24 protein-coding genes are annotated in these 20,242 nt (G+C 64.8%); 14 read left to right on the top strand and 10 right to left on the bottom strand.

Annotated features, from left to right (window positions below):
• Positions 1-130 precede the first annotated feature (130 nt).
• The 4 genes from AC07VI_RS08245 (at position 131) to AC07VI_RS08230 (ending at position 3,595) form a co-directional block, all read left to right on the top strand.
• Entirely contained in the window at positions 131-1,351 is a 1,221-nt protein-coding gene (locus AC07VI_RS08245) for an MFS transporter (protein ID WP_086145360.1), read from the top strand.
• Between the two features lie 13 nt (positions 1,352-1,364).
• Positions 1,365-1,760: a DUF5071 domain-containing protein gene (locus AC07VI_RS08240; RefSeq protein ID WP_492994370.1), complete on the top strand. Its 396-nt coding sequence runs from the start codon at positions 1,365-1,367 to the stop codon at positions 1,758-1,760.
• A gap of 139 nt (positions 1,761-1,899) precedes the next feature.
• Entirely contained in the window at positions 1,900-2,772 is an 873-nt protein-coding gene (locus tag AC07VI_RS08235) for a hypothetical protein (protein ID WP_492994368.1), read from the top strand.
• A 127-nt stretch (positions 2,773-2,899) separates the two neighbouring features.
• On the top strand, positions 2,900-3,595 hold the full coding sequence (locus AC07VI_RS08230; RefSeq protein WP_492994366.1) for a CatA-like O-acetyltransferase: 696 nt from the start codon (positions 2,900-2,902) through the stop codon (positions 3,593-3,595).
• A 289-nt stretch (positions 3,596-3,884) separates the two neighbouring features.
• Here AC07VI_RS08230 and AC07VI_RS08225 read toward each other — a convergent pair whose 3' ends face one another.
• Complete coding sequence (locus AC07VI_RS08225) at positions 3,885-4,181, bottom strand: hypothetical protein (protein WP_143450629.1); 297 nt, start codon at positions 4,179-4,181, stop codon at positions 3,885-3,887.
• A gap of 137 nt (positions 4,182-4,318) precedes the next feature.
• Positions 4,319-5,092, bottom strand: a complete 774-nt coding sequence (locus AC07VI_RS08220) for an AraC family transcriptional regulator (RefSeq protein ID WP_492994364.1) — start codon at positions 5,090-5,092, stop codon at positions 4,319-4,321.
• Between the two features lie 91 nt (positions 5,093-5,183).
• Here AC07VI_RS08220 and AC07VI_RS08215 point away from each other — a divergent pair, with 91 nt between their 5' ends.
• Positions 5,184-5,948, top strand: coding sequence for an alpha/beta fold hydrolase (locus AC07VI_RS08215; RefSeq protein WP_492994362.1), 765 nt, complete (start codon positions 5,184-5,186; stop codon positions 5,946-5,948).
• A gap of 2 nt (positions 5,949-5,950) precedes the next feature.
• On the opposite strand, the gene AC07VI_RS08210 is transcribed toward AC07VI_RS08215, so the two are convergent.
• From AC07VI_RS08210 to AC07VI_RS08195, 4 genes are all read right to left on the bottom strand, one after another.
• The gene (locus tag AC07VI_RS08210) at positions 5,951-6,592 is read right to left on the bottom strand and encodes a LysE family translocator (protein WP_099420840.1); all 642 of its coding nucleotides are present in this window, start codon (positions 6,590-6,592) and stop codon (positions 5,951-5,953) included.
• A 97-nt stretch (positions 6,593-6,689) separates the two neighbouring features.
• Entirely contained in the window at positions 6,690-7,736 is a 1,047-nt protein-coding gene (locus AC07VI_RS08205; protein ID WP_492994360.1) for an NAD(P)/FAD-dependent oxidoreductase, read from the bottom strand.
• Entirely contained in the window at positions 7,729-8,727 is a 999-nt protein-coding gene (locus AC07VI_RS08200; RefSeq protein WP_099374384.1) for a MerR family transcriptional regulator, read from the bottom strand. Before AC07VI_RS08200 ends, AC07VI_RS08205 begins: the two co-directional genes overlap by 8 nt.
• A 103-nt stretch (positions 8,728-8,830) precedes the next feature.
• On the bottom strand, positions 8,831-9,910 hold the full coding sequence (locus tag AC07VI_RS08195) for a YeiH family protein (protein WP_226935680.1): 1,080 nt from the start codon (positions 9,908-9,910) through the stop codon (positions 8,831-8,833).
• 117 nt (positions 9,911-10,027) lie between these two features.
• Here AC07VI_RS08195 and AC07VI_RS08190 point away from each other — a divergent pair, with 117 nt between their 5' ends.
• From AC07VI_RS08190 to AC07VI_RS08180, 3 genes are read left to right on the top strand one after another with little or no spacing between them, the layout of a single operon-like run.
• A complete protein-coding gene (locus AC07VI_RS08190; protein WP_086144447.1) occupies positions 10,028-10,930 on the top strand; it encodes a LysR family transcriptional regulator in 903 nt (300 codons plus the stop codon).
• 50 nt (positions 10,931-10,980) lie between these two features.
• Positions 10,981-11,553 (top strand): helix-turn-helix domain-containing protein, encoded by a 573-nt coding sequence (locus AC07VI_RS08185; protein ID WP_086144448.1) that lies wholly within the window; start codon positions 10,981-10,983, stop codon positions 11,551-11,553.
• Between the two features lie 7 nt (positions 11,554-11,560).
• A complete protein-coding gene (locus AC07VI_RS08180) occupies positions 11,561-12,085 on the top strand; it encodes a GNAT family N-acetyltransferase (RefSeq protein ID WP_086144449.1) in 525 nt (174 codons plus the stop codon).
• A gap of 34 nt (positions 12,086-12,119) precedes the next feature.
• On the opposite strand, the gene AC07VI_RS08175 is transcribed toward AC07VI_RS08180, so the two are convergent.
• The gene (locus AC07VI_RS08175; protein WP_492994356.1) at positions 12,120-13,508 is read right to left on the bottom strand and encodes a methyl-accepting chemotaxis protein; all 1,389 of its coding nucleotides are present in this window, start codon (positions 13,506-13,508) and stop codon (positions 12,120-12,122) included.
• 362 nt (positions 13,509-13,870) lie between these two features.
• On the opposite strand from AC07VI_RS08175, the gene AC07VI_RS08170 reads away from it, so the two are divergent.
• Positions 13,871-14,134: a DUF378 domain-containing protein gene (locus AC07VI_RS08170; RefSeq protein WP_212592353.1), complete on the top strand. Its 264-nt coding sequence runs from the start codon at positions 13,871-13,873 to the stop codon at positions 14,132-14,134.
• Between the two features lie 12 nt (positions 14,135-14,146).
• On the top strand, positions 14,147-14,497 hold the full coding sequence (locus AC07VI_RS08165; protein WP_086144451.1) for a hypothetical protein: 351 nt from the start codon (positions 14,147-14,149) through the stop codon (positions 14,495-14,497).
• Between the two features lie 92 nt (positions 14,498-14,589).
• Here AC07VI_RS08165 and AC07VI_RS08160 read toward each other — a convergent pair whose 3' ends face one another.
• Entirely contained in the window at positions 14,590-14,997 is a 408-nt protein-coding gene (locus AC07VI_RS08160) for a c-type cytochrome (RefSeq protein ID WP_086144452.1), read from the bottom strand.
• Between the two features lie 156 nt (positions 14,998-15,153).
• Complete coding sequence (locus tag AC07VI_RS08155; protein ID WP_172404676.1) at positions 15,154-16,032, bottom strand: EamA family transporter; 879 nt, start codon at positions 16,030-16,032, stop codon at positions 15,154-15,156.
• Positions 16,033-16,246: 214 nt separating this feature from the next.
• On the opposite strand from AC07VI_RS08155, the gene AC07VI_RS08150 reads away from it, so the two are divergent.
• The 4 genes from AC07VI_RS08150 to AC07VI_RS08135 all read left to right on the top strand — a co-directional run bounded on the left by AC07VI_RS08150 (position 16,247) and on the right by AC07VI_RS08135 (position 18,316).
• Positions 16,247-16,732: a hypothetical protein gene (locus AC07VI_RS08150; RefSeq protein WP_086144453.1), complete on the top strand. Its 486-nt coding sequence runs from the start codon at positions 16,247-16,249 to the stop codon at positions 16,730-16,732.
• Between the two features lie 79 nt (positions 16,733-16,811).
• A complete protein-coding gene (locus tag AC07VI_RS08145) occupies positions 16,812-17,294 on the top strand; it encodes a hypothetical protein (RefSeq protein WP_086144454.1) in 483 nt (160 codons plus the stop codon).
• Between the two features lie 20 nt (positions 17,295-17,314).
• Positions 17,315-17,875 (top strand): NMCC_0638 family (lipo)protein, encoded by a 561-nt coding sequence (locus tag AC07VI_RS08140; protein ID WP_492994352.1) that lies wholly within the window; start codon positions 17,315-17,317, stop codon positions 17,873-17,875.
• Positions 17,876-17,899: 24 nt separating this feature from the next.
• Positions 17,900-18,316 (top strand): hypothetical protein, encoded by a 417-nt coding sequence (locus tag AC07VI_RS08135; protein WP_099374387.1) that lies wholly within the window; start codon positions 17,900-17,902, stop codon positions 18,314-18,316.
• Positions 18,317-18,380: 64 nt separating this feature from the next.
• Here AC07VI_RS08135 and AC07VI_RS08130 read toward each other — a convergent pair whose 3' ends face one another.
• A complete protein-coding gene (locus AC07VI_RS08130; RefSeq protein WP_099374569.1) occupies positions 18,381-20,240 on the bottom strand; it encodes a phytase in 1,860 nt (619 codons plus the stop codon).
• Positions 20,241-20,242 lie beyond the last annotated feature (2 nt).

Raw genomic sequence — 20,242 nt, 5'->3', positions numbered from 1 at the left:
GCGTAATTTGTAGCGCAACAACACGCAGGGACGACCATGGCGGGGCTGGCACGGAAGTGGCGGGCGGCAAAGATGCTAATTTGCAATTTGTAGTAAGCTGGTCGCCTCCTGATTTCCTGCATGCACAGTCATGACCGAACCGTCCGCCGCCGCCCTGTCCTCCGAAGCCAAGCCATCCGACAAAGCCATCCGCCGCCGCTCGCTGTTTGCCGCCTGCAGCGCGCATGCCGTGCATGACGGCTTGACGGATGTCATCTACGTGCTGCTGCCCATCTGGCAGGCGCAGTTTGCCATCAGCTATGCCATGGTGGGCCTGTTGCGCGGCTCGTATTCGGGCATGATGGCCGGTTTCCAGCTGCTGGCCAGCCGCATGGCGAAGCGCTGGGGGCGCGAACGCATGCTGGTGGGCGGCACGGCGCTGGCCGGCGTCGCCTACCTGGTCGCGGGGCAGGCGGGCGGCCTGGCCGTGCTGCTGATCGCCTTGCTGCTGGGCGGCCTGGGCGCCAGCACCCAGCATCCGCTGGCCTCGTCCATCGTCACGGACACGCACGAAGCGGGCGGCGGCGTGAAGGAGGCCTTGTCGCAATATAATTTCGCCGGCGATATCGGCAAGACCCTGATACCCGCGCTGATGGGCTTGCTGCTGCTCGCGTGCAGCTGGCAAACGGGCGTTTCCCTGCTGGGGCTGCTGGGCCTGGCGGCCGCCGGCTTGCTGTGGTGGCTGCTGCCGAAACCCGGCGAACTGCAAACCGGGACCAAAAAGGCGGGCAAGACCATCGCCGGCAGCGGCTCGAAAGGGAGTTTTCGCGCGCTGCTGGCCACGGGCACCCTGGACAGCGCCGTGCGCATGGGTTTTCTCACCTTCCTGCCGTTCTTGCTGAAAAGCAAGGGTGCAGGCACGGCCGGCATCGGCGTGGCCTTATCCCTGCTGTTCGTGGGCGGCGCCTTCGGCAAGCTGCTGTGCGGCTACCTGGGCGCGCGCATCGGCATGATGAAAACCGTGTGGCTGACGGAATCGATGACCTCGCTGCTGATCGTCGCGGCCCTGTGGCTGCCGCTGGCCGGCGTCATGGCCATGCTGCCCCTGCTGGGGCTGGCGCTGAACGGCACCTCGTCCGTGCTGTACGGCGTCGTGCCGGAACTGGCCGAACCGGGCAAGCGCGAGCATGCGTTCGCCCTGTTCTACACGGGCACCATCGGCGGCGGGGCGCTGGCGCCCGTGCTGTTCGGCGCGCTGGGCGACCATACCAGCGTGCCCACGGCCTTGCTGGCGCTGGCGGCCGTATTGCTGCTGACCTTGCCGCTGGCGTGGCAGGTGCAGCGGGGCCTGGCGCGCGGTGGCGCCGCATGACGGGACGCCTCGCATGAGTCTGCCATTGCCGCGCGACAAGCACGATACGCAGAACGCGCAAGCCCTGACCGCCTTGCGCTGGGAAGAGCTGCGTCCCGCCATGCCGCGGATCCTCGAGTGGGTGCAGGACGCCAACTGGCCCGTGGCCGCCATCCTCCTGCCTTACCTGGCCGGCATCGGTCCGCGCCTGGCTCCCTATGTCAAAACGGTGCTGGCCAGCGACGATGAACAGTGGAAGTACATTGTTCTGCTGGGCATCGTGCGCCATTCCTCCGGGCTGGCTGCCGCGGTGGACGGGCAATTGCAGCGCTTCGCCCTCGCGCCAACGGCTGCCGAGCTGGAAGAAGGCGTGGCCGAGGCGGCCCGGGAGATTCTGAAATGCCAGATCTTCACGGTAGCCGGCCAATAATCAGGGTCATTATTGGAGTGCATCAGTATTGAATGTGCGTGCGTGTGGCCATTCCTGCAATAGATAGGAGACAATCCGGCCCGAATATATATCGGCATCCGGGTTTTTAAAACTCTCTATCATTTAACAGGAAGATTACATGGGCAATTTTAGTATCCCGCAAACCAATAAAGCACTCGCTGTATATTTTCATGGCAAGACGGTACCGATGCTCTTTGCGGTATTTGCGGCGATCCTGGCGGCAGTGGCAGGTTTTGTCTTGTACCTGAGCACGACCATACCTCAGAAAACACTGACCGATACGCAGGCCATGACATTGCGTAATGGCGCCAGCCTGGGCACGCACAGCAATTTGACTATTCTTTATGGTTCAGCGGCTTTTCTATTGCTGCTCGCCGTGCTGGTGCTGGTCATGCGCGCGGTAATGCTCAAGCGGCGGAAAAGCCGTTTTGAATTGCATGAAGACGGTGTGGTGCATGAATTGGACGGCATTCGCAGCTACGCTGCCTTTGCCGATATCGAAGACCTGTATCTGTTTGCCGGCGGCTCCACTGCCATGGCCGGCATGATCAATAACTTTGCCTACCGCACGGGCGCCGACCAGCCCTGGATATGGGCTACCGGAGAACTCAAGCGCTTTGACGAGTTCATGGACGCGTTTCGTTCCCGTTACCTGGAATACCGCATGCCCGTATTAAAGCAAAAGCTTGCAGACGGCGAGCGCGTGAGTTTTCGCTACATCAGCAGTGGCGACGTGTACAAGAAGCGCTTGTTCGGTAACTTCCTGAATGTGAAGACACAGGAACTGGCTTTGTCGGCGCAGGGCTTGCATGTGGACGGCGTCACCTGGCCTGGCGCCAGTCTGAAGTGCATGAATCAGAATGACTGGACCGAGAAACTGACGATCAAGGATGCGACGGGCACGACAGTGTTTTCGTGCATCGGCACGGGTATCCTGAGTTTCGACCTGTTCGCCAATATGCTGGACGACGAGATCAATCAGGCCTGCTAACAATCCGGCGCAACATGCTTCCCGATACAGGGAGGCTGGCGACCGGGCTATCCCGGTCGGCGGCCAACTGCAGATAAAAAATGAAAACACATTTACTGTCGAATGACGAATACCAAAAAAACGTTTCATGCGCCTATGGCGTGACTTGCCCGCCAGCACTTCCATCGTCTACGCTCGCCGCATGAAAAATTTTGCGAAGCGGCGCGACCGCTACGATTTGTTCCGCGCGTTTGACAATCCCCTCGTCAACATCAATTTCATGCTCGACGTGCCGGATTTCCGGCCCTGGTGCAAGGAACGACACATTCCCGTGTTCCACTTCTTCCTGTTCTGTCTGTTGAACACGGTGAGGGCGATCGACAACTTCATGTACCGCATCTACGAGGACGAGGTGATCAGGATCGACGACTTTCCCGCTTCCTACACCGTCATCAATGGTGACGAAAACCTCAATTACACGCGTTTCGCCATGACGGACCAGCTCGATCTCTTCATCGAACGCAGCCTGGAAGCGAAGCGTATCGCCGAAGCGAGCTGCGCGCTGATCAATACGGGCGAGGGCGAGACCGAACGCGAGCAGCGCAACAATATCTTCATCACCTGCCTGCCATGGCTGGAGCTGGCGGCAATCGAGCACCCGATCTGCCGCCACCGCGACGCCGACATCCCGACCTTTACCTGGGGCAAATTCGGCTCCGCGCAGGACGATGGCCGCATGTCGGTGCCGTTTTCCGTGCAGGCCCACCACGGCTTCGTCGACGGCTACCACGTGCAGAAACTGGCGCAGGCGCTGGCGCGCCGTATCGCCACGCTATTAGCTTGAGAGCGACTGGCTGAATATGGTGACGTGCGTCAAGCAGATATGGGGGGGGGCAGGCGAGAACAAGCAGCGCTTGATCAGTATACGCCCTTCGTTCATGGCGGAGGGGCAGCCTGAAAAATTGACCGGTTCGTTTCCGTCTCAGTGCAATAGGCCAGGCCTCTTGCGTGACTCAAGGCTGTAGCGTGCGATCTCTGCCGAGATCCCTTGCTAAGTAGCAATGCTCGATCGGCATGTTGCTCATCTGGACGGAGTTTGTAGCCTGTTTGATAAGGTAGTGCAGGCTCTTGCATTAAATACACCGGAATTGCACTTCGGCAGAAGCATAAGTCCCGTAGCCAGAGTCCTTCCCAGTGCTGCCAACAGCTTCGATTTGTTTCCCTTTGGTCGCACAAAATTTATTACCTTCTTGGAACATGCGGGCCTTCACGCCGCTGCTTGAAAAATCGGTAAATTTTCCGAGTCCGCCAATCATATAGAGGTTCGGGCCGATTTCCACTACGCCATCACTACCTGTGGTTGCGCACCCGCTCAGGAGGGACGTGATCAGAAGTAGCACTGCAGAAAGAAGATGGTTGCGATTTTGCATGCTGGCTTTCAAAGGATCGACAAAAGGACCGCTTTTACTATGTTCGAATGCGGGTCAGTACTCGATAGTGGGCGGTCGGAATGCGTTAGTGTAAGGTGTTGTTATTATCATGGCAAGCAGGAGGTTTGGTGGGCGCTCTAAGGCAGCGTATCTTGACCTAAATACGCGCTGGGCGCCCGGCCCAGCATGCGGCGGAAGGCCGCTGTAAAAGCGCTGGGGCTGGCGTAGCCGAGGTCGAGGGCGATGCGCGTGACGGCCTGGCCGTCGGCCAGGCGTGCGATGGCGGCCAGCAGGCACGCTTGCTGGCGCCATTGGGCGAATCCCAGGCCCGTCTGGGCGCGGAACAGCCGCGTAAAGGTGCGCCGGCTCATGCCGGCCCGCGCCGCCATCGCGTCCAGGCCGCTGTCCAGGCTTGGCTGCCGCAGCAATTCCATGCACAGGCGCGCCAGCCGTGCGTCCTGCGGCAGCGGCGCGCTCAGGGGCAAGGGCCTGGCAGCGGCGATCTCGTCGAGCAGCAGGGCCATCAATCGTCCGGCGCGCGACGCTGCCGCATACAAGGCGTCCACGGTCACCGCTTCGGCCAGCAGCTGGCGCAGCAGCGGCGACACCTCAAGCACCTGGCAATGGGGCGGCAAGCGGCTGCGGGCAATGGCGGCATCGTCGATAAACACATTGTGCATGGCCACGCCCCCGTGCATGCGCATGCCGTGCGACAGCTGTGCCGGTACCCAGCAGGCGCGCTGCGGCGGCACCAGCCAGCTGCCCTGCGGCGTGTGCACGCTGATGGCGCCCCGCGCCGCATAGGCAAATTGCCCACGCGCATGTTGATGCTCGGGAAACAGCTCGCCGGCCGCGTAATCGCGCGCGGTGGCGATCAGTGCGCGCGGCACTTCCGTATAAAAATCATCCATGGCCCGTACTCTACAGTATTTGACCTGGCATCGAAGGCGGGCCGTTGCCTGCATCGCTACCATGCAGGCTTTCCCTCATTCAAGGATGCATATGCACAATACCTGTCACCGCGTGGGCCATGGTCCCCACGCCGTCATCGTCCTGCACGGCTGGTTTGGCGACGCGCAGGCGTTCGCGCCGATGGAAACGGCCCTCGATGGCGCCGCCTTCAGCTACGTCTTCATGGACAACCGCGGCTACGGCGGCATGCGCGGCGCGCAGGGCGATTACTCGATGGACGAAGTGGCCCGCGACGCGCTGGCGCTGGCCGATGCGCTGGGCTTGGCCACTTTCAGCGTGGTCGGCCACTCCATGGGCGGCATGGCGCTGGAAAAGCTGGCCTTGCTGGCGCCTTTGCGCTTGCGCAAGCTGGTGGCCGTGGCGCCCGTTCCCAGCTGCGGCGTGGCTTTCGACGGGGCGGCGCGGCAACTGTTTCTCGACGCCAGCGGCAGCGTGGCGGCGCGCCGCGCCATCATCGCCCGCAGCACGGGCGGGCGCTTGCCCGCGGCCTGGCTGGACTGGAAGGCGCAATACTCGTGGGAAAGTTCGGATCAGGCCGCGTTCGCCGCCAGTTTCCTGGCGTGGAGCGGCACGGATTTCAGCGGCGAAGTGATGCGGGCGGCGCCGAAACTGCCCTTGCTGGCGCTGGTGGGCGAGCACGACCCCCGTTTCGATGCGGCCCTGATGCGCCGCACGTATCTGGCGTGGTACCCGCAGGCCCGGCTGCAGGTGCTGGCCAACGCGGGACACTATCCGATGAATGAAACGCCGCTGGCCCTGGCGGCCAGCATCGAGGCGTTTCTGTCAGCGCAGTGACGTTACGCGGCCTTGGCGCGCAGGCGCAGCAGGCTCAGGCCCAGCAGCACGAAGGCGCCGCCCGAGATGCGGTTGAACAGTTTGGCCCGGCCCGGCGCGGCCAGCTGGCTTTTCAGCAAACGCGCCAGGTTGGCGTAGAACAGATGGGCCAGCATGGCGCAGGCGACAAACGAGGTCGTCAGCACGGTGAACTGGATGGCCACGGGTTCGCCCGGCGTGATGAATTGCGGGAACAGGGCCGAAAAGAACAGGATGGCTTTCGGGTTCGTCAGCGCCACCGTCAAGCCCTGGCGGAAGAGTTTCCAGAAGGAATTCGGATTCGCGGCCCCTTGCAGCACGGGCGCGTCGGCCACGATGCTGGTCTTGCTGCGCCATTGCTTGACGCCCAGGTACACGAGATAGAGGGCGCCGGCCAGTTTCAGCAGCATGAAGGCGGTGGCCGAGGTGGCCAGCACCACGCCCATGCCGGCCATGGCCACGCCGGAAATGATGAACAGGCCAAAACCGTTGCCCATGCTGCTGATCATCGCGCGCCGCGGGCCGACGGCGATGGCATTCGAAATGGCCAGCAGGACGGCGGGGCCGGGCGAAAACGTGACGAGCAGAGCGACGCTGCAGAAAAGCAGCCAGTTCGAGAGATGCATGGATGTTCCTGGATGGGGCCGTGGCCGGTTTGAAAAGGCAAAACACGCTTATTGTACGAAGTTTTGCGCCTGCGCGCCGGCCGGCCTTGCGGCAGGCTCAGGCCGGCACCGGCAGCGCGGCGGCGTCGTCCGCCAGACCCGCCACCAGCGCCGCCGCCTCGGCCGCCACCAGCAGGTGGGCGGCGAGGGCGCGGCCGCTGAGCCAGGCGCCTTCCACGGTGCCGCCCTGCAGCCAGTCGCCGCACAGGCCCAGGCGCGCGCGGCCATGCCAGGCAAACAGCGCATCCTTGCCCCCGGCCGTGGCCGCATGCTGCCAGCAGTGGGCGTTCCACGCCTGCGGCGCCGGCGCGCCGAGCCGGGCGAAGGCGTGCAGCAGCGCCTGCGCCACCTGTTCCCCGGGCATGTCCAGATGCGCCGCGCTCCAGTCGGGCTGGGCGTGCAGCAGCCAGCTTTCCTGGCCGCTGCGTCCCGGCTTGCTGTTGTTGCGGGCGATCCAGCGCAGCGGGCCGTGGTTGATGAAGGCCGCGTCGAAGGGCAGCTGCAGCGGCTGCGCATGGCGGGCCATGACGGCCCAGCACGGCTGCATGGTGGCGCCGGCCGCCAGGCTGGCCAGGTGCGGGGCATGCGCCTGCAGCAGGGGCAGGGCCTGCGGCGCGGGGATGGCCAGCACGACGGCGTCGTAGACCTGGTCCAGCAGGCCCAGCTCCCGCGTTTGCAGTTGCCAGCCGTCCGCGCCGCGCTGCAGGCCGGTGACGCAGGTTTGCAACTGCAACGGCAGGCCGCTGGCCAGCCATTTCGCGGGCGCGCTCATGCGCGGCATGCCGACGAAGCGTTCGATGACGCCGGCCGGCGCGTGCGCGCTGCCGTCGGCCGCCAGCAGGCACAGGCGCGGCGTCCACAGGGCGGCCACGCCGGCCAATTGCCAGCGCGCCACTTCCGCTCGGAAGGTGGCCGAGCGGGCCGTGAAATACTGGGCGCCGTGGTCGCACTGCCAGTCATCGGCGCGCCGCGTGGCCATGCGGCCCGCCGCCGTGCCGGCCGCGTCGAAGACGGTCACTTGCACGCCCGCATGCTGCAAGGCGCTGGCGCAGGACAGGCCGGCGATGCCGGCGCCGACGACGGCGATGTGGCGCGCCCTATCCATGCGCGCCCGCCGGCAGCGGCAGTCCTTCGGCGCGCGCCAGCCGGTCCATGGCCGCCTCCAGCATGGCGCGCGCCTGGCCCGTGGCATGCGCCAGTTCCTCGTGCAGCAGGGCGTCGTCCGGGTGGCGCGTGGCGCAGTGCAGGCTGTAGCGCTCGAAACTGCCCACCATCAGCAGGATCTCGGCCAGGTGGCGCGGACATTCGCAGGCCACGGTGGGCGTGGCGGCCGTGATGGCGGCCAGCGCCTGGGCGTCGAAACGGCAGGGCGGCACGGGCGGCAGCGGCGTGGCGGCGTGCGCGGCCGCCGGGCTGGCGCCGGCCAGCGCGCCGGCGCACATGCGCAGGATGTCGGCCGGTGCGGCCGGTTCGCGCGCCAGCAGGCAATTCTCGGCGCGCAGGCGGGCGATGGTGGCGCTGGCGCCGAAGTGATACAGCACGACAATGGCGCGCGCGGCGCCCGCCACGCTGGCCGCGCGGATCGGCGGCAGGGCGTCGTCGCCCAGTTCGGCAATTTCCAGCATGATGATGTCGGCGCGCGCGCCCAGCAAGGCTTGCGGCGCCTCGGCCAGGCTGTCGCAGACGCGCACCACGTCGCAGGCGGGCATGCTGGCCGTGCCGCGCAAGTCGCTGGACATGCGCATCGGCAAGGTCGTGCCGACGAGGGCCAGGCGCAGCGGGCGCGGCAGGAGGGGCGCGGAAACGGCGTCGGGCGGCGCCAGCAGCTGTTGCAGGCTGTCTTGCGGCAAGTGGGCCAGCATGCCCACGTTGTGGCCCAGGTCGACCAGTTGCTTGATCAGCCCCAGCCGGCGTACCTGGCTGGCGGAATACAGGCGCTGGCCGCTGGCCGAGCGCTGCGTGGCGGCAATGCCGTAGCGGCGTTCCCAGACGCGCAGGGTTTCCACCGGCACGCCGGCCAGCCGGGCGGCGGCGCCGCTGCGCAAGGCGCCGTGCTCCGCGCCCGATTCTGCATAGTCTGTCGCCGATGTCCTCATGGTGACCCGTTGATGAACCGTGGTTGTTTTATTGTAGCGGTTCATTGTGTGCTTGCAAGCAGTATTTGCCCGGGCTTGTGCCAGATCAAGCGGTTCATCGTGTTCATGCGAACAGGCTGGCCACCACATGGTTGATGGCGGCGCCGCCGGCGATCAGCCAGCAGAACAGCAGGCCGGCCAGCAGCAGGGGCTTGATGCCGGCGCGGCGGATGGCCGACATATGCGTCGTCAGTCCCAGGGCCGCCATGGCCATGGCCAGCAGGGCCGTGTCGATGTCGTTGACGGCGGCCACGACGGGGCTGGCCAGCCAGCCCAGCGAGTTGAACGCCACCACGGCAATAAAAATGAAGGCAAACCAGGGGATGGCCAGTTTGGCCGCCTTGCCGTTGCCGCCCGCCTTGCTCTTGCCGCGCGCCAGCACGGCCGACAGGATGACGAGGAACGGTGCCAGCATCATCACGCGTACCATCTTGGTGATCACGGCCGCGTTCGCCGCTTCCTGGCCGATCGACTTGCCGGCCGCCACCACCTGCGCCACTTCATGCACGGTAGAACCGATGTACACGCCGAACGCCGTGGGCGTGGCGCCCAGCACATGCCAGTCCAGGTTCCACCGGTACAGCAAGGGATACAGGAAGATGGCGATGGTGCCGAACACCACGACGGTCGAGACGGCCACGGTGACGTCCTCGCTGCGGCCTTTGACGACGGGTTCCGTCGCCATCACGGCCGCCGCGCCGCAGATCGAGCTGCCGGCGCCGATCAGGATGGCGCTGTTGCGCTCCAGCTTGAACACCCTGGTGCCGAGGAACATGGCCAGGCCGAACGTGGACGCCAGCACCAGCGCGTCGATGGCGATGCCGGCCAGGCCTACCTGGCCGATATCCTGGAAGGTCAAACGGAAGCCATACAGGATGATGCCCAGTCGCAATAACGTCTGCTTGGAAAAAGCCACGCCCGCGCCGCAGGTGGGCGCCAGGCGCGCGTAGACGCTGTTGCCGAGCACGATGCCCAGCATGATGGCCAGGGTCAGCGCGCTCATGCCGTGGCTTTGCATCCATGCCAGCTTGCCCAGCGCAATGGCGCCCCAGGCGATGATGCCGCTCAGCAGCAGGCCGGGCAGGAGGCGGCCGTAGCGGTCGGAAAAACTCGTGGTATTCGTGGTCGTCGATAGGGAAGACATGCCGTACTCCATGTTTTTATGCGTATGGCATGACTGTACAGTGAGGCTATTAAATGGTAAAACGGATTGTTTTTGTATGTTTAACCTGAAAAATAGGTAAAGAAGGAGCGCAGCACCATGGCCTTGTCCTTGCGGCAACTGCAGATTTTCCTCGCCGTGGCCGACACGGGCAGCACCAGCGCGGCCGCCGAACAGATTGCGCTGTCGCAATCGGCCACCAGCGCGTCCCTGAACGAACTGGAAACCCTGCTGGGCGCGCAGCTGTTCGACCGCGTCGGCAAGCGGCTGGTGCTCAACGACAATGGCCGCCTGCTGTTGCCGCAGGCGCGGCAGATGCGCGACGGGGCCGCCAGCATCGAGCGCCAGTTCGCGGGCGCCGACCCGTCCGTGCCCGTCAGCCTGCAGATCGGCGCCAGCACGACCATCGGCATTTATTTATTGCCGCAGATCCTGGCGCAGGCGGCGCAGCAGTACGGGCGCAGCATTCCGCAGGTGACGATCGCCAACACGGCCGACATTGCGGCCGCCGTGGCGGCATTTCGCGTCGACATCGGCCTGATCGAAGGGCCGTGCCATGAACCTGGCTTGCTGGTGGAACCCTGGCTGACGGACCAGATGCTGATCGTGGCCGCGCCCGCGCACCCGCTGGCGCAGCTGCGCCACCTGCTCAGCTTTGCCGAGCTGAACCAGGCGGGCTGGCTGCTGCGCGAGGCGGGTTCGGGCACGCGCGAAGCCGTGGAGCAGGCGCTGGTGCCCTACCTGCACTATCTGCGCCCCGCGGGCGAGTTCAGCAATTCGGAAGCCATCAAGTACGGCGCGGCGGCCGGCCTGGGCATCGCCTGCCTGTCGCGCGTCGTCGTGGCCGATTTGCTGGCCAGCGGGCAACTGGTGGAGCTGGACACCATGCTGCCGCCCCTGGAACGCAATTTTTATCTGATCCGGCAATCGAAAAAAATCCTCTCGCCGCGCCTGGCCGGTTTCCTGGAGCTGTGCCGCCACGCCTCGCGCATGGGCGGCTAGCGGGCGCACGCGGCTTGACTGTGTTCCATATATGGAATAAATTCCCATATATGGAAAATCATATTGCAAACGAAGACAACGCCGAACAGCGGCTGGCGGCGCGCCTGAAACAGTTGCGCGTGGAGCGGGGCTGGTCGCTGGACCAGCTGGCGAACGTGAGCCAGGTCAGCCGCGCCACCCTGTCGCGCCTGGAAAACGGCGACGTCAGCCCGACGACAGCCGTGCTGGGCAAGCTGTGTACGGCCTATGGCCTGGCCATGTCGCGCCTGCTGCGCATGGTCGAGGACGATTTCCCGCCCCTGCTGCGGCGGGCACAGCAAAGCGTGTGGACGGACCCGGACACCGGTTTTATTCGCCGCTGCGTCTCGCCGCCGTCGCGCGACCTGGCCGGCGAAGCGCTCGAATGCACGCTCGGCGCCGGCTTGACGATATCGTATGCCGCCTCGCCCCGGCCCGGCATGGAACACCATCTGCTGCTGCAGGAAGGCAAGCTCAACGTGACGGTCGATGGCAAATCCCACGACTTGCTGGCAGGCGACTGCCTGCGCTACCAGCTGCACGGCCCCAGCGCTTTTGTCACGCCGCCGGACAGCGGCGCCCGCTATGTTCTCTTTCTCGTCTGAGGCCGCCATGCCACCCTTGCTGCGTCTGTTTACTTCCGCCGATATTCGTGAGCGCCTGCCGGAGCTGGGCGCCTTGCTGCAGGCCTGCGTGCACGACGGCGCCAGCATCGGTTTCATCTTGCCCTTTGACGCGGCGGCCAGCCGGGCATTCTGGACCGACAACGTCTTGCCGGCCGTGGCGCGCGGCGTGCGCCTGCTGCTGGTGGCCGAAGTGGAAGGGGTGCTGGCGGGCGCCGTGCAGCTGGACTGGGATACCAACCCCAACCAGGCGCACCGGGCCGAAGTGCGCAAGCTGCTCGTCGCGCCCGCTTACCGCCGCCACGGCATCGCGCGCCAGCTGATGCGGGTGCTGGAAGACCAGGCGCGCCTGTTGCCGCGCAGCCTGCTGACCCTGGACACGCGCAGCGATGACCATGCGCAAGCGCTGTATCTGTCGCTCGGCTACGTGGCGGCGGGCAGCATCCCCGGCTATGCGCTGGCGCCGGCCGGCGACCGGCTGGACGCCACCACCATCATGTACAAGCGGCTGTAGCGTAGTCCCGACTGAGCCGCCGTGGCGGGGGAACTCAGGCTTTCCGCCGCGCTCTAACGCTTGCGGCAGGCCGGTTTGCCGGCGCGGTAACCGCCCGGGTAGCCTGCACGGCCACCAGGCTGATGCCGTGCGCCACTTGGGCGGGAAGCTGATCACGGCTCAGCTTGAAGATGCCCACCGTGCCCGACAGCAAGGTGGCGCGCTGCTGCATGCTGGCCGCCGCCGTCGACGCCTGTTCCACCAGGGCCGCGTTTTGCTGCGTCACCTGCTCCATCTGCACGATGGCGGCATTGACTTGTTCGATGCCCGACAATTGCTCGCCGCTGGCCACGCTGATTTCGCCCATGATATTTGTTACCCGGTGCACGCTGGCCACGATGTCGCGCATGGTGGCGCCGGCCGTGTCGACCAGGCGCGCGCCCGCGTCGACCCGCTCGACGGAGTCGCCGATCAGCTGCTTGATTTCCCGCGCCGCCCCGGCCGAGCGCTGCGCCAGGGTGCGCACTTCCGCGGCCACGACGGCAAAGCCGCGCCCCTGTTCCCCGGCCCGCGCCGCTTCCACGGCCGCGTTCAGGGCCAGGATATTTGTCTGGAAGGCGATGGCGTCGATGACGCCGATGATGTCAACGATCTTTTTCGACGACGCATTGATCGCGCTCATGGTATCGATGACTTCTGCCACCACTGTACCCCCTTTGCCGGCCACGTCGGCGGCCGATTGCGCCAGCTGGTTGGCTTGCCGCGCGTGGTCCGCATTTTGCTTGACGGTGCCCGTCAGCGTTTCCATCGAGGCGGCCGTGCGTTCCAGCGAACTCGCTTGCGCCTGCGTGCGCTGCGACAGGTCCAGGTTGCCGGCGGCGATCTCGCCCGAGGCGCCCGCGATCTCGTGCGTGCCGCCGCGCACCTCGCCGACGATATTGATCAAACTCGTGTTCATGTCCTTCAGCGCCTGCAGCAATTGCCCCACTTCATCGCCGGAATCGACGCGGATATGCTCGCTCAAGTCGCCTCCGGCCACCTTGCGCGCCACCTTGACTGCATGCCGCAAGGGCCGCACGATGCCGCTGCTGATGAACCAGGCCGTCGCCAGGCTCAGCACGCCGCCGACGAGGCCCAGCGCGATGATCAGCATGCTCGTATCGCGCGCGCGCGCCATGGCCGTCCCGGCCGCCGCGCGCATCAGGGCCGACTGCGCGGCGATCTGCTGGTCGAGGTCGCTTAGGGCGGACGGCGCCAGCGTACTGTTGCGCGTGGCCTGCAATTGCGCGATGCGCGCGTAGCGCTGGTTCACGCTGCTGTCGATTTCGCCGCTGACCGTCGACAATTGCCAGGTGCTGATGCCGACGACCACAGCCAGCAAAAGCGAAGTGAGCAAAAAGCCTGTCGTCAGCCGTACACCGATGCGTATGTTTGAAATATTCATGTCCCCTCAGCTGTTGTCCCATGGTGGCCGTGCCCCATGCGGCGGCGGGGCGCGGCGCTTGCCCCTGAAGTTGCTGGGGTGAAATGAGTGTAGCAGTGCGGTACTAAGTAATCTATAAATATTTCCATATTGGAATTAGTCACTGCCTGTTTAGCAACAGCTTGGGCCACAGCGGGCAAGGACGTGCCGGCATGGGCGCGCGTGCGCAAGGGGTGTTGCCGGATAAAATCACCCACCGCATTACAGAGTTATCCTACTTCCATACCCGGCATCGTCCGACTGGCGCCCACGGTTGGCCCGCCTACACTGTTTCTTGTACAGACCCGGCGGCGGGTCATTCTTCTTATCCACAGGAGGTTGACATGGCGAATATCCAGGCAGGATCGGACGGTGCTGCAAACGAGGAAATGACGGCAAAGCGCCTGAATGTGGTCGACTGGATCTCGATGATCCTGCTGATCGTGGGCGGCTTGAACTGGGCGCTCGTGGGCCTGTTCGACATCGACATCGTGGCCCGCATCTTGGGCGCCATGACGACGGCGTCGCGCGGCGTGTACGTGCTGGTGGGGCTGGCGGCGCTGTATTCCATCTATCTGTGCGTGCGCAAGCTGCCCGCCAAGCCTTAGGTGGGAGGGCGCATGCCAGCCGGTGCCAGTCCCAAGCGCGAGCGCGAATTCAGGAAGCTGGAAAAAGAGTTCAGGCAGGAAGGGCGCTATCGGGGCCGCGAGGATGAAGTGGCCGCCCGCATCGTGAACAAGCAAAGGGCGCAGGCGGGGGAAACGCGGGCGGTGCCCGAGCGGAAAAATACCAGCAGCCCAGGCTCGGATGCGCCAGCGTCAGACCTGCCCATTGCCGGCTACCAGCATTTGACGGTGGCGCAGATCCGCGACAAGCTGGGCGGTCTTTCCGCCGCCCAGTTACGGCGCCTGCGCGACTATGAGGCGGCGCACAAGAAGCGCAAGGGCGTGCTGCAGGCGCTGGGAGCTTGATCTGGCGTCAGGACTTGATGCCGTGTGCCCGTGCATGCATGCGCGCTGCTTACATTCGCTTATCGCTGCTTACATCCGCTTATTTCATGCGATTACTGCGTGCGCAGGTAGGCCAGCAGATCGGCCACTTGCTGCGCATTGCCGATGCCCCAGAAGCGCATGTTGTTTCCAGGAATGAAGTCGCTCGGTGCTTGCAGGAAGCTGGCCAGGTTTTGTTCGGTCCAGACGAGATTCGCGTTCTTCATGGCGGCCGAGTATTTATAGTCGGTGGTGGCGCCGGCCTTGCGGCCGATCACCCCCGTCAGCTTGGGGCCGAAGCCGCCGCGCGCCGCAGGCCCTACCTGGTGACAGGAGGCGCACTTGCGAAACGCGGCCTTGCCCGCTTCGGCATTGCCTTTCAAGGCGGCGGGAGCGGCCGCATTTACCATGGCGGCGGGCGCCAGCAGCAGGGCCGCCGCGGCAAGAGGGGAGAACCGGCGAAAAAGATATGTGGATGTCATCGGTGAGGCGGAAGTGCGCGATATGGCAAGCAATGACGCATTTTACAGGCGGGCATCCAAACCTGCCCGTTAGTGATGCAACCATGTGATGCAACCATGCCAGGCGGCCAAGCGCGGGCGTGGCGCAGTCAGCACAGCGGAACTGGCTCGACACCGCTAGCGCTTGCCGCCCTGTGCGCCCAGCGCCGCCATGGCCGAGGCAAACACGATGCAGGCGATGGCCAGCCACTGGGTCAGGCTCAGCAGCTCTCCCAGCACGGCCATGGCCGCCAGTGCGCTGACGGCCGGCGCCGCGCTGCTGAACATGCCGAACACGCCTCGCGGCAAGCGGCGCAGGGCAAAGATTTCCAGCGAATACGGCAGGGCGCTGGAGAGCATGGCAATGGCCAGGCCCATCAGCGCAATCGATGGCGCCAGCAGGGCCGTGCCCGAATACGCAACGCCGACGGGCACCGTCACCATGGCCGCCACCGTCATGCCCCAGGCCACGGCTTGCCCGCCCTGCAAGGCCGAGGCGCGCTTGCCGAAGATGATGTACAAGGCCCAGCACAGCGCCGCCCCCAGCGCATACGCCACGCCGACAGGGTCCAGGCTGCCCGGACTGCCCTGCAGGGGCAGCAGCAGATACAAGCCAAACACGGCGCACGCCACCGCCAGCAAATCGCGCGGCCGGCGTGACGACAGCATGGCTACGGCCAGCGGCCCCGTCACTTCGATGGCCACCGCAATGCCGATCGGTATGAGCGCAAACGCCCGGTAGATCAATAAATTCATCAGCCCCAGCACGGAACCGTAGACGAGCAGATTCAGCACATCCTTGCGCGTCAGCCGGTAACGCCAGGGGCGGAAGATGGCCAGCAGGATCAGCGCCGAAAACCCCACCCGGTACGCCGTGATGCCCTCGACGCCGATGACGGGAAACAGGTTTTTCGCGATCGCCGCCCCCAGATTGACGGAAATCTGCCCTCCCAGGACGGCCAGGGAAGGGAGCAGCACGCTGTCGGGCAGGGGGGAGGTCGAGGCGGGGGAGGTCATGGGGCGCCATTTTAATACGCCACAGGCCGCCAGTCGCTGGCAGATCTGTAACGGGCAGCAATTTATTCGCCCGCGCCACGTCGCGATGCGGTGCGGGCACTGTTGAGATAGTGCAAGTATTTTCTGATAATGCTATTCTGGCTGCACGCCCGGACCCGCCGGGCGCTACCCCGATTCCTCATCCTGATGGAGCCGTCTGATGAATTGCACAAGCATGGCAGTGACAGTCGCCTTGGTGTGCGCCGCCGGCATGGCCGGTGCGCAAGCCTTGCCGCCGCAGGCGCAATTGCCGGTCTGGGCGACGCAACAGCTCGATAACCTGGGCAGGCGCGAGCCCGTCGAAGTCAATGCCCGCATGAACCCGTTCGTCCTGCGCGGCGATTTCGACGGCGATGGCAAGGGTGATCTGGCCGTGCTCGTCAGGAACAAGGACAGCAAGAAGGAGGGCATCGTTTTCCTGTTCAGGCAAAAGACGGCGCCCCTCATCGTCGGTGCCGGACATGCCTTGTCCAGCGGCGGTGACGATTTCGCCTGGCTGGAAGTGTGGCAGGTGGAAGACAAGGGATCGTTGCAGCACAGCTATCATGAAAAATCCCTCAGGCTGAAAACGGATGGAATCGTGGTGGCGAAAGAGGGTTCTGCCAGTGCCTTGATCTATATCAAGGGTGGCAAGGCGTTTTGGCAACAGCAGGGCGATTGATGGATTGCCCGCGCATGTCCGCTGGCTGGCAAGCAGTCCACGGGAATGGGCAGAGCCTGAATCGGCATGAATTGAGATTATGACAGCACTGGCAGTGGATTACGTTGCATCCTATACCCCCTCATCCGAAGCGAAAATTGCCTTTGCCTGGAATGGCAGGCATGGGGCCGATTTCGACGATGCCAACATGGCGTTTCGCACCGTCATAGGCGATTATTTCGAAGAGAATACGCAGGCATGCTCCTTGCCGCTGATTGCCGCCCTGTACCGCGCGGAGACGCAGTGGGCGAAGGAAGCCTGGTGCGTGAGGAGCGTGGTGGCTGAATTGGCGCAGGAGCTGCTGCAGCGCGGTGGCGTCGCTTATCTCGACGTGTACCTTGCCGGCGCATGTTGCGGCATGGATGCCTGTATGGAATCGGGGAATATTTCGCTCAGCAAGACGCGTTGCGAAGAGTTGCTGGCCTATTGCAAGGCCTCGGCATTCAACGCCGAGGCCGGTCTCCGGGAACGATGGACCATGCTGGCACAGCGCTTTGCCTGCCTGCTTGCCGGTGCGGCTTGATGACGCAAATGAGGGAACAAATGAGAGACGCAGTTAAGGGGCAATACGGGAAAAAACTCGTCGGATGCACGATGCTGGCGCTCGCCTTGGGTGCCAGTTGCGGCGTCCGCGCGGCAGAGCCTGAAACCGTTGAAACATTGGCGATGCAGTTGTTTCTCGGCGTTTGCGTGCCTTCTCAAGGGGATGTGCAGCAGATCGGAACGGCAGTCAGGCGTGTGAAGCTGGTCGAGGTGACGTCAAAAGAGGCGCGGGCACTGCCGGATGATGTGCCTGGCAAGTCCTGGTCCACGAGGGAAACAGGCGGCCGCTTTACGGTAGTGGTCACGCAGCCGCAAACCTGCGCCGTTGTGGTGAAACAGATAGCTCCAGCCGATTTGAAGCGCGAGTTTGAACGGTGGCTTCCTCCGGCAAGCACCGGCTACACCGTGATGCAGAAAGCCGAGGACAGGCAGGGCGATATGGCGACCTCGTCTTACGCCATTTTGCGCGAGGGGCGGCTCAGGTACAGCTGGGTGCTGTGCATGTCCTTGACCCAGCCGGGCGCGACGGGAACACTTTCCGTGCGTGCCGCGGTGTCCTGACTTGTTACGATGGAGTAGTGTTGAATGCATGTATTTAGTATCGGCGACACCAATTTTGCCGTGGATGCCGCGAAATCCCGGATCAGCGTGTCGGCACGCGCCGACGGCATGCTGGAAATCAATATCAGGATCGAGGCCGACGACGACGAGTTCATGCGGCTGACGGAAGACGAGGACGCGCCCTGGTCGTGGGCGCTGTATCCGCCCACATTCCTTTTGCAGGGCTTGCTCGTGGCGGGCACGGATACCGCGCCCCTGCACGGGCTGGCCGTCGATGCCGGCAATACGGACTGTGAATGCAGTCTCTATATGATGGAATACCGCGACGTGGCGGACCTGCGCCTGGTGGAACTATCGGCGCAGCGCCTGGCCGTGACCGGGAAGGTGGGTTTCGATGGCAAAGACCTGCCCTTCGCCATCGATATGCGGCGCGCGGCGTAGCGCCGGTCCTGGGTGCAGCGGCGGGAGAACGCTGGGGCGGCCGGTGCGGGCCGGCCCCGTGTCACTAGTCCAGCTTCAAGGCCTTCGCCACATCCCCCCACGCCACATACTTGAAGTTCTGCGGCCCGTCGGGCAGGCGCTTGTAGCCGTCCTGGATCACCAGCATGCCTTGCGCATACGCGCCGCCCAGGTTGGCGGACGTGACGTCGAGGCCATCCGTTTCCGAGGTGCCGTCTATGCCGGCGGGCAAGTTGAATCCCACCTTGAAGCGGCCGCGCACCTTGTACGGCGCCTGTGCGTCGAGCACGACGTAGCTGCTGTCGCCCTGGCTGGAGACGACCAGGTAGCCGGTGCCGGGCTTGGCGCCCGGCTGGCGGTAGATGGCCATGCCTTCCACGTCGGCCGCCAGGTGCGGGCCGACGGGCAAGACCATGGCGAGGGCGTCGGGCTTGGCGGCGTCGGCCGAGGTGGTCCACACGCCGCGTGTTTCCTCGCCCAGGAACAGGCGCGCGTTGGCGTCGTCGGCAACGCAGCCTTCCGGCTGCGTGGCGACCTTGAAGCTGCGCAACAGAGTCGCGCTGAACTTGTTGTCTTCCAGGCCGATGCTGTACTGCTGGAAGGTGCCGTCCTTGTCGTTGATGAACGCTTGCACGCCGCCGCCGGCCGGCTGGTACAAGCACATGCCGTAGATGCTTTTCAGGCCAGTCGCGAAGCGGCCCGCTTCCGCCACCTCGCCGCTGGCATTGATCGTGAACAACATCATGCTGTTGTCGTCGCGCTGCGTGGCCACAGCCAGGTCGACCTTGCGGCCGCTCAACTGGATGTTCTGGCGCACGTCGACGTTGTTCAGGCGTCCCACTTCCAGCAGCTGCGTCTGTTTACCGTGCAGGTCGTAGACGAGCAAGCCCTGCTTCTTGTTGGTGCCGAGGATGCGCGAGTCGGCCCGGTTGCTGGACAGCCAGATGGCCGGGTCGTCGGCCGCATCGCCCTGGCGCGCCATCGGTTCCGTCTGCGCTTGCGGCGCGATGATGGCCACCGCAGGCTGCATTTCCGCCTTGCCGGCCCATTTCAAGGGCCGCGCCTGCCAGCTGTTCTTGCCGCGCAGCAGCAATGCGTCCTTGTCCAGCGCCAGCTGGCTGTCGCCCTTGCGCACGTTCAAGGCGACCGTTTGGGCCGGCTGCGCCGTCCACCGGTCGTCCTGGTGGGCAAACAGGTGCAGCTTTTCCGCCTTGCCGTCGAGCACGGCCACGCCGCCGGGCAGCACGGCCAGGGCGCCGGCGCCGCCGTCCAGCTGGCCATACGGCTTGCGCAGCGCCACCACTTCGCGCTTGCCCATGCCTTCGGACTCGGCCTCATACGCCCAGACGCCCATGTTAGCCTCGCTCACCAGCAGGCGCTGCGCGCCATCGTCGGCGCGGCAATGCTTGGCGTGCGGGGGCAGGGCCAGTTTGCGTACCAGGCTGCGCTGCTCGCCCTGCATCACCCACTGTTCCGCCTGTCCATCCTTGCCGATCAAGAACAGATGGGCCAGCTGCTGGGCGTCGCGGTACAAACACGACGCTTCCACGGAAAACGTGGGCACGGGAAACGGCGCCAATTTGACCAGCTTGCCGGCTTGCACGTTCACGGAGACGGGCAGCGGGCGCTGCGTGTCCGCTTCCAGGAACACGGCCAGCACTTGATTGCCGTCAATGCGCGTGTCGAGCTGCTTGGCGCGCACGGCGATGCGGTCCAGCTCCTTGCCCGCAGGATCGAACAGGCGCAGGCCGTGCTTGTCCAGGGTCAGCCAGCCGCCGCCGGGCAGGCGCGCCAGTTCTTCCGCCTCCTGCGTGAAAGTGGGGACGGCTTGGGCAGGGGCGGCCTGCGCGCTGCCGCCCAGGCAGAAGGCGGCCAGCACAGCGCTGCAGAGTACGGTCTTTTTCATGT

It is taken from the genome of Janthinobacterium sp. GW821-FHT03A03, assembly GCF_059421435.1.
Note: the sequence above shows the minus strand (reverse complement) of the source record. Positions and strands in the feature narration are given on the sequence as shown.

Bases quoted from the DNA above. Each gene is read 5' to 3' on its own strand.
- AC07VI_RS08245 (WP_086145360.1), top strand. From the start codon at position 131: ATGACCGAACCGTCCGCCGCCGCCCTGTCCTCCGAAGCCAAGCCATCC.
- AC07VI_RS08240 (WP_492994370.1), top strand. From the start codon at position 1,365: ATGAGTCTGCCATTGCCGCGCGACAAGCACGATACGCAGAACGCGCAA.
- AC07VI_RS08235 (WP_492994368.1), top strand. From the start codon at position 1,900: ATGGGCAATTTTAGTATCCCGCAAACCAATAAAGCACTCGCTGTATAT.
- AC07VI_RS08230 (WP_492994366.1), top strand. From the start codon at position 2,900: ATGCGCCTATGGCGTGACTTGCCCGCCAGCACTTCCATCGTCTACGCT.
- AC07VI_RS08225 (WP_143450629.1), bottom strand. From the start codon at position 4,181: ATGCAAAATCGCAACCATCTTCTTTCTGCAGTGCTACTTCTGATCACG.
- AC07VI_RS08220 (WP_492994364.1), bottom strand. From the start codon at position 5,092: ATGGATGATTTTTATACGGAAGTGCCGCGCGCACTGATCGCCACCGCG.
- AC07VI_RS08215 (WP_492994362.1), top strand. From the start codon at position 5,184: ATGCACAATACCTGTCACCGCGTGGGCCATGGTCCCCACGCCGTCATC.
- AC07VI_RS08210 (WP_099420840.1), bottom strand. From the start codon at position 6,592: ATGCATCTCTCGAACTGGCTGCTTTTCTGCAGCGTCGCTCTGCTCGTC.
- AC07VI_RS08205 (WP_492994360.1), bottom strand. From the start codon at position 7,736: ATGGATAGGGCGCGCCACATCGCCGTCGTCGGCGCCGGCATCGCCGGC.
- AC07VI_RS08200 (WP_099374384.1), bottom strand. From the start codon at position 8,727: ATGAGGACATCGGCGACAGACTATGCAGAATCGGGCGCGGAGCACGGC.
- AC07VI_RS08195 (WP_226935680.1), bottom strand. From the start codon at position 9,910: ATGTCTTCCCTATCGACGACCACGAATACCACGAGTTTTTCCGACCGC.
- AC07VI_RS08190 (WP_086144447.1), top strand. From the start codon at position 10,028: ATGGCCTTGTCCTTGCGGCAACTGCAGATTTTCCTCGCCGTGGCCGAC.
- AC07VI_RS08185 (WP_086144448.1), top strand. From the start codon at position 10,981: ATGGAAAATCATATTGCAAACGAAGACAACGCCGAACAGCGGCTGGCG.
- AC07VI_RS08180 (WP_086144449.1), top strand. From the start codon at position 11,561: ATGCCACCCTTGCTGCGTCTGTTTACTTCCGCCGATATTCGTGAGCGC.
- AC07VI_RS08175 (WP_492994356.1), bottom strand. From the start codon at position 13,508: ATGAATATTTCAAACATACGCATCGGTGTACGGCTGACGACAGGCTTT.
- AC07VI_RS08170 (WP_212592353.1), top strand. From the start codon at position 13,871: ATGGCGAATATCCAGGCAGGATCGGACGGTGCTGCAAACGAGGAAATG.
- AC07VI_RS08165 (WP_086144451.1), top strand. From the start codon at position 14,147: ATGCCAGCCGGTGCCAGTCCCAAGCGCGAGCGCGAATTCAGGAAGCTG.
- AC07VI_RS08160 (WP_086144452.1), bottom strand. From the start codon at position 14,997: ATGACATCCACATATCTTTTTCGCCGGTTCTCCCCTCTTGCCGCGGCG.
- AC07VI_RS08155 (WP_172404676.1), bottom strand. From the start codon at position 16,032: ATGACCTCCCCCGCCTCGACCTCCCCCCTGCCCGACAGCGTGCTGCTC.
- AC07VI_RS08150 (WP_086144453.1), top strand. From the start codon at position 16,247: ATGGCAGTGACAGTCGCCTTGGTGTGCGCCGCCGGCATGGCCGGTGCG.
- AC07VI_RS08145 (WP_086144454.1), top strand. From the start codon at position 16,812: ATGACAGCACTGGCAGTGGATTACGTTGCATCCTATACCCCCTCATCC.
- AC07VI_RS08140 (WP_492994352.1), top strand. From the start codon at position 17,315: ATGAGAGACGCAGTTAAGGGGCAATACGGGAAAAAACTCGTCGGATGC.
- AC07VI_RS08135 (WP_099374387.1), top strand. From the start codon at position 17,900: ATGCATGTATTTAGTATCGGCGACACCAATTTTGCCGTGGATGCCGCG.
- AC07VI_RS08130 (WP_099374569.1), bottom strand. From the start codon at position 20,240: ATGAAAAAGACCGTACTCTGCAGCGCTGTGCTGGCCGCCTTCTGCCTG.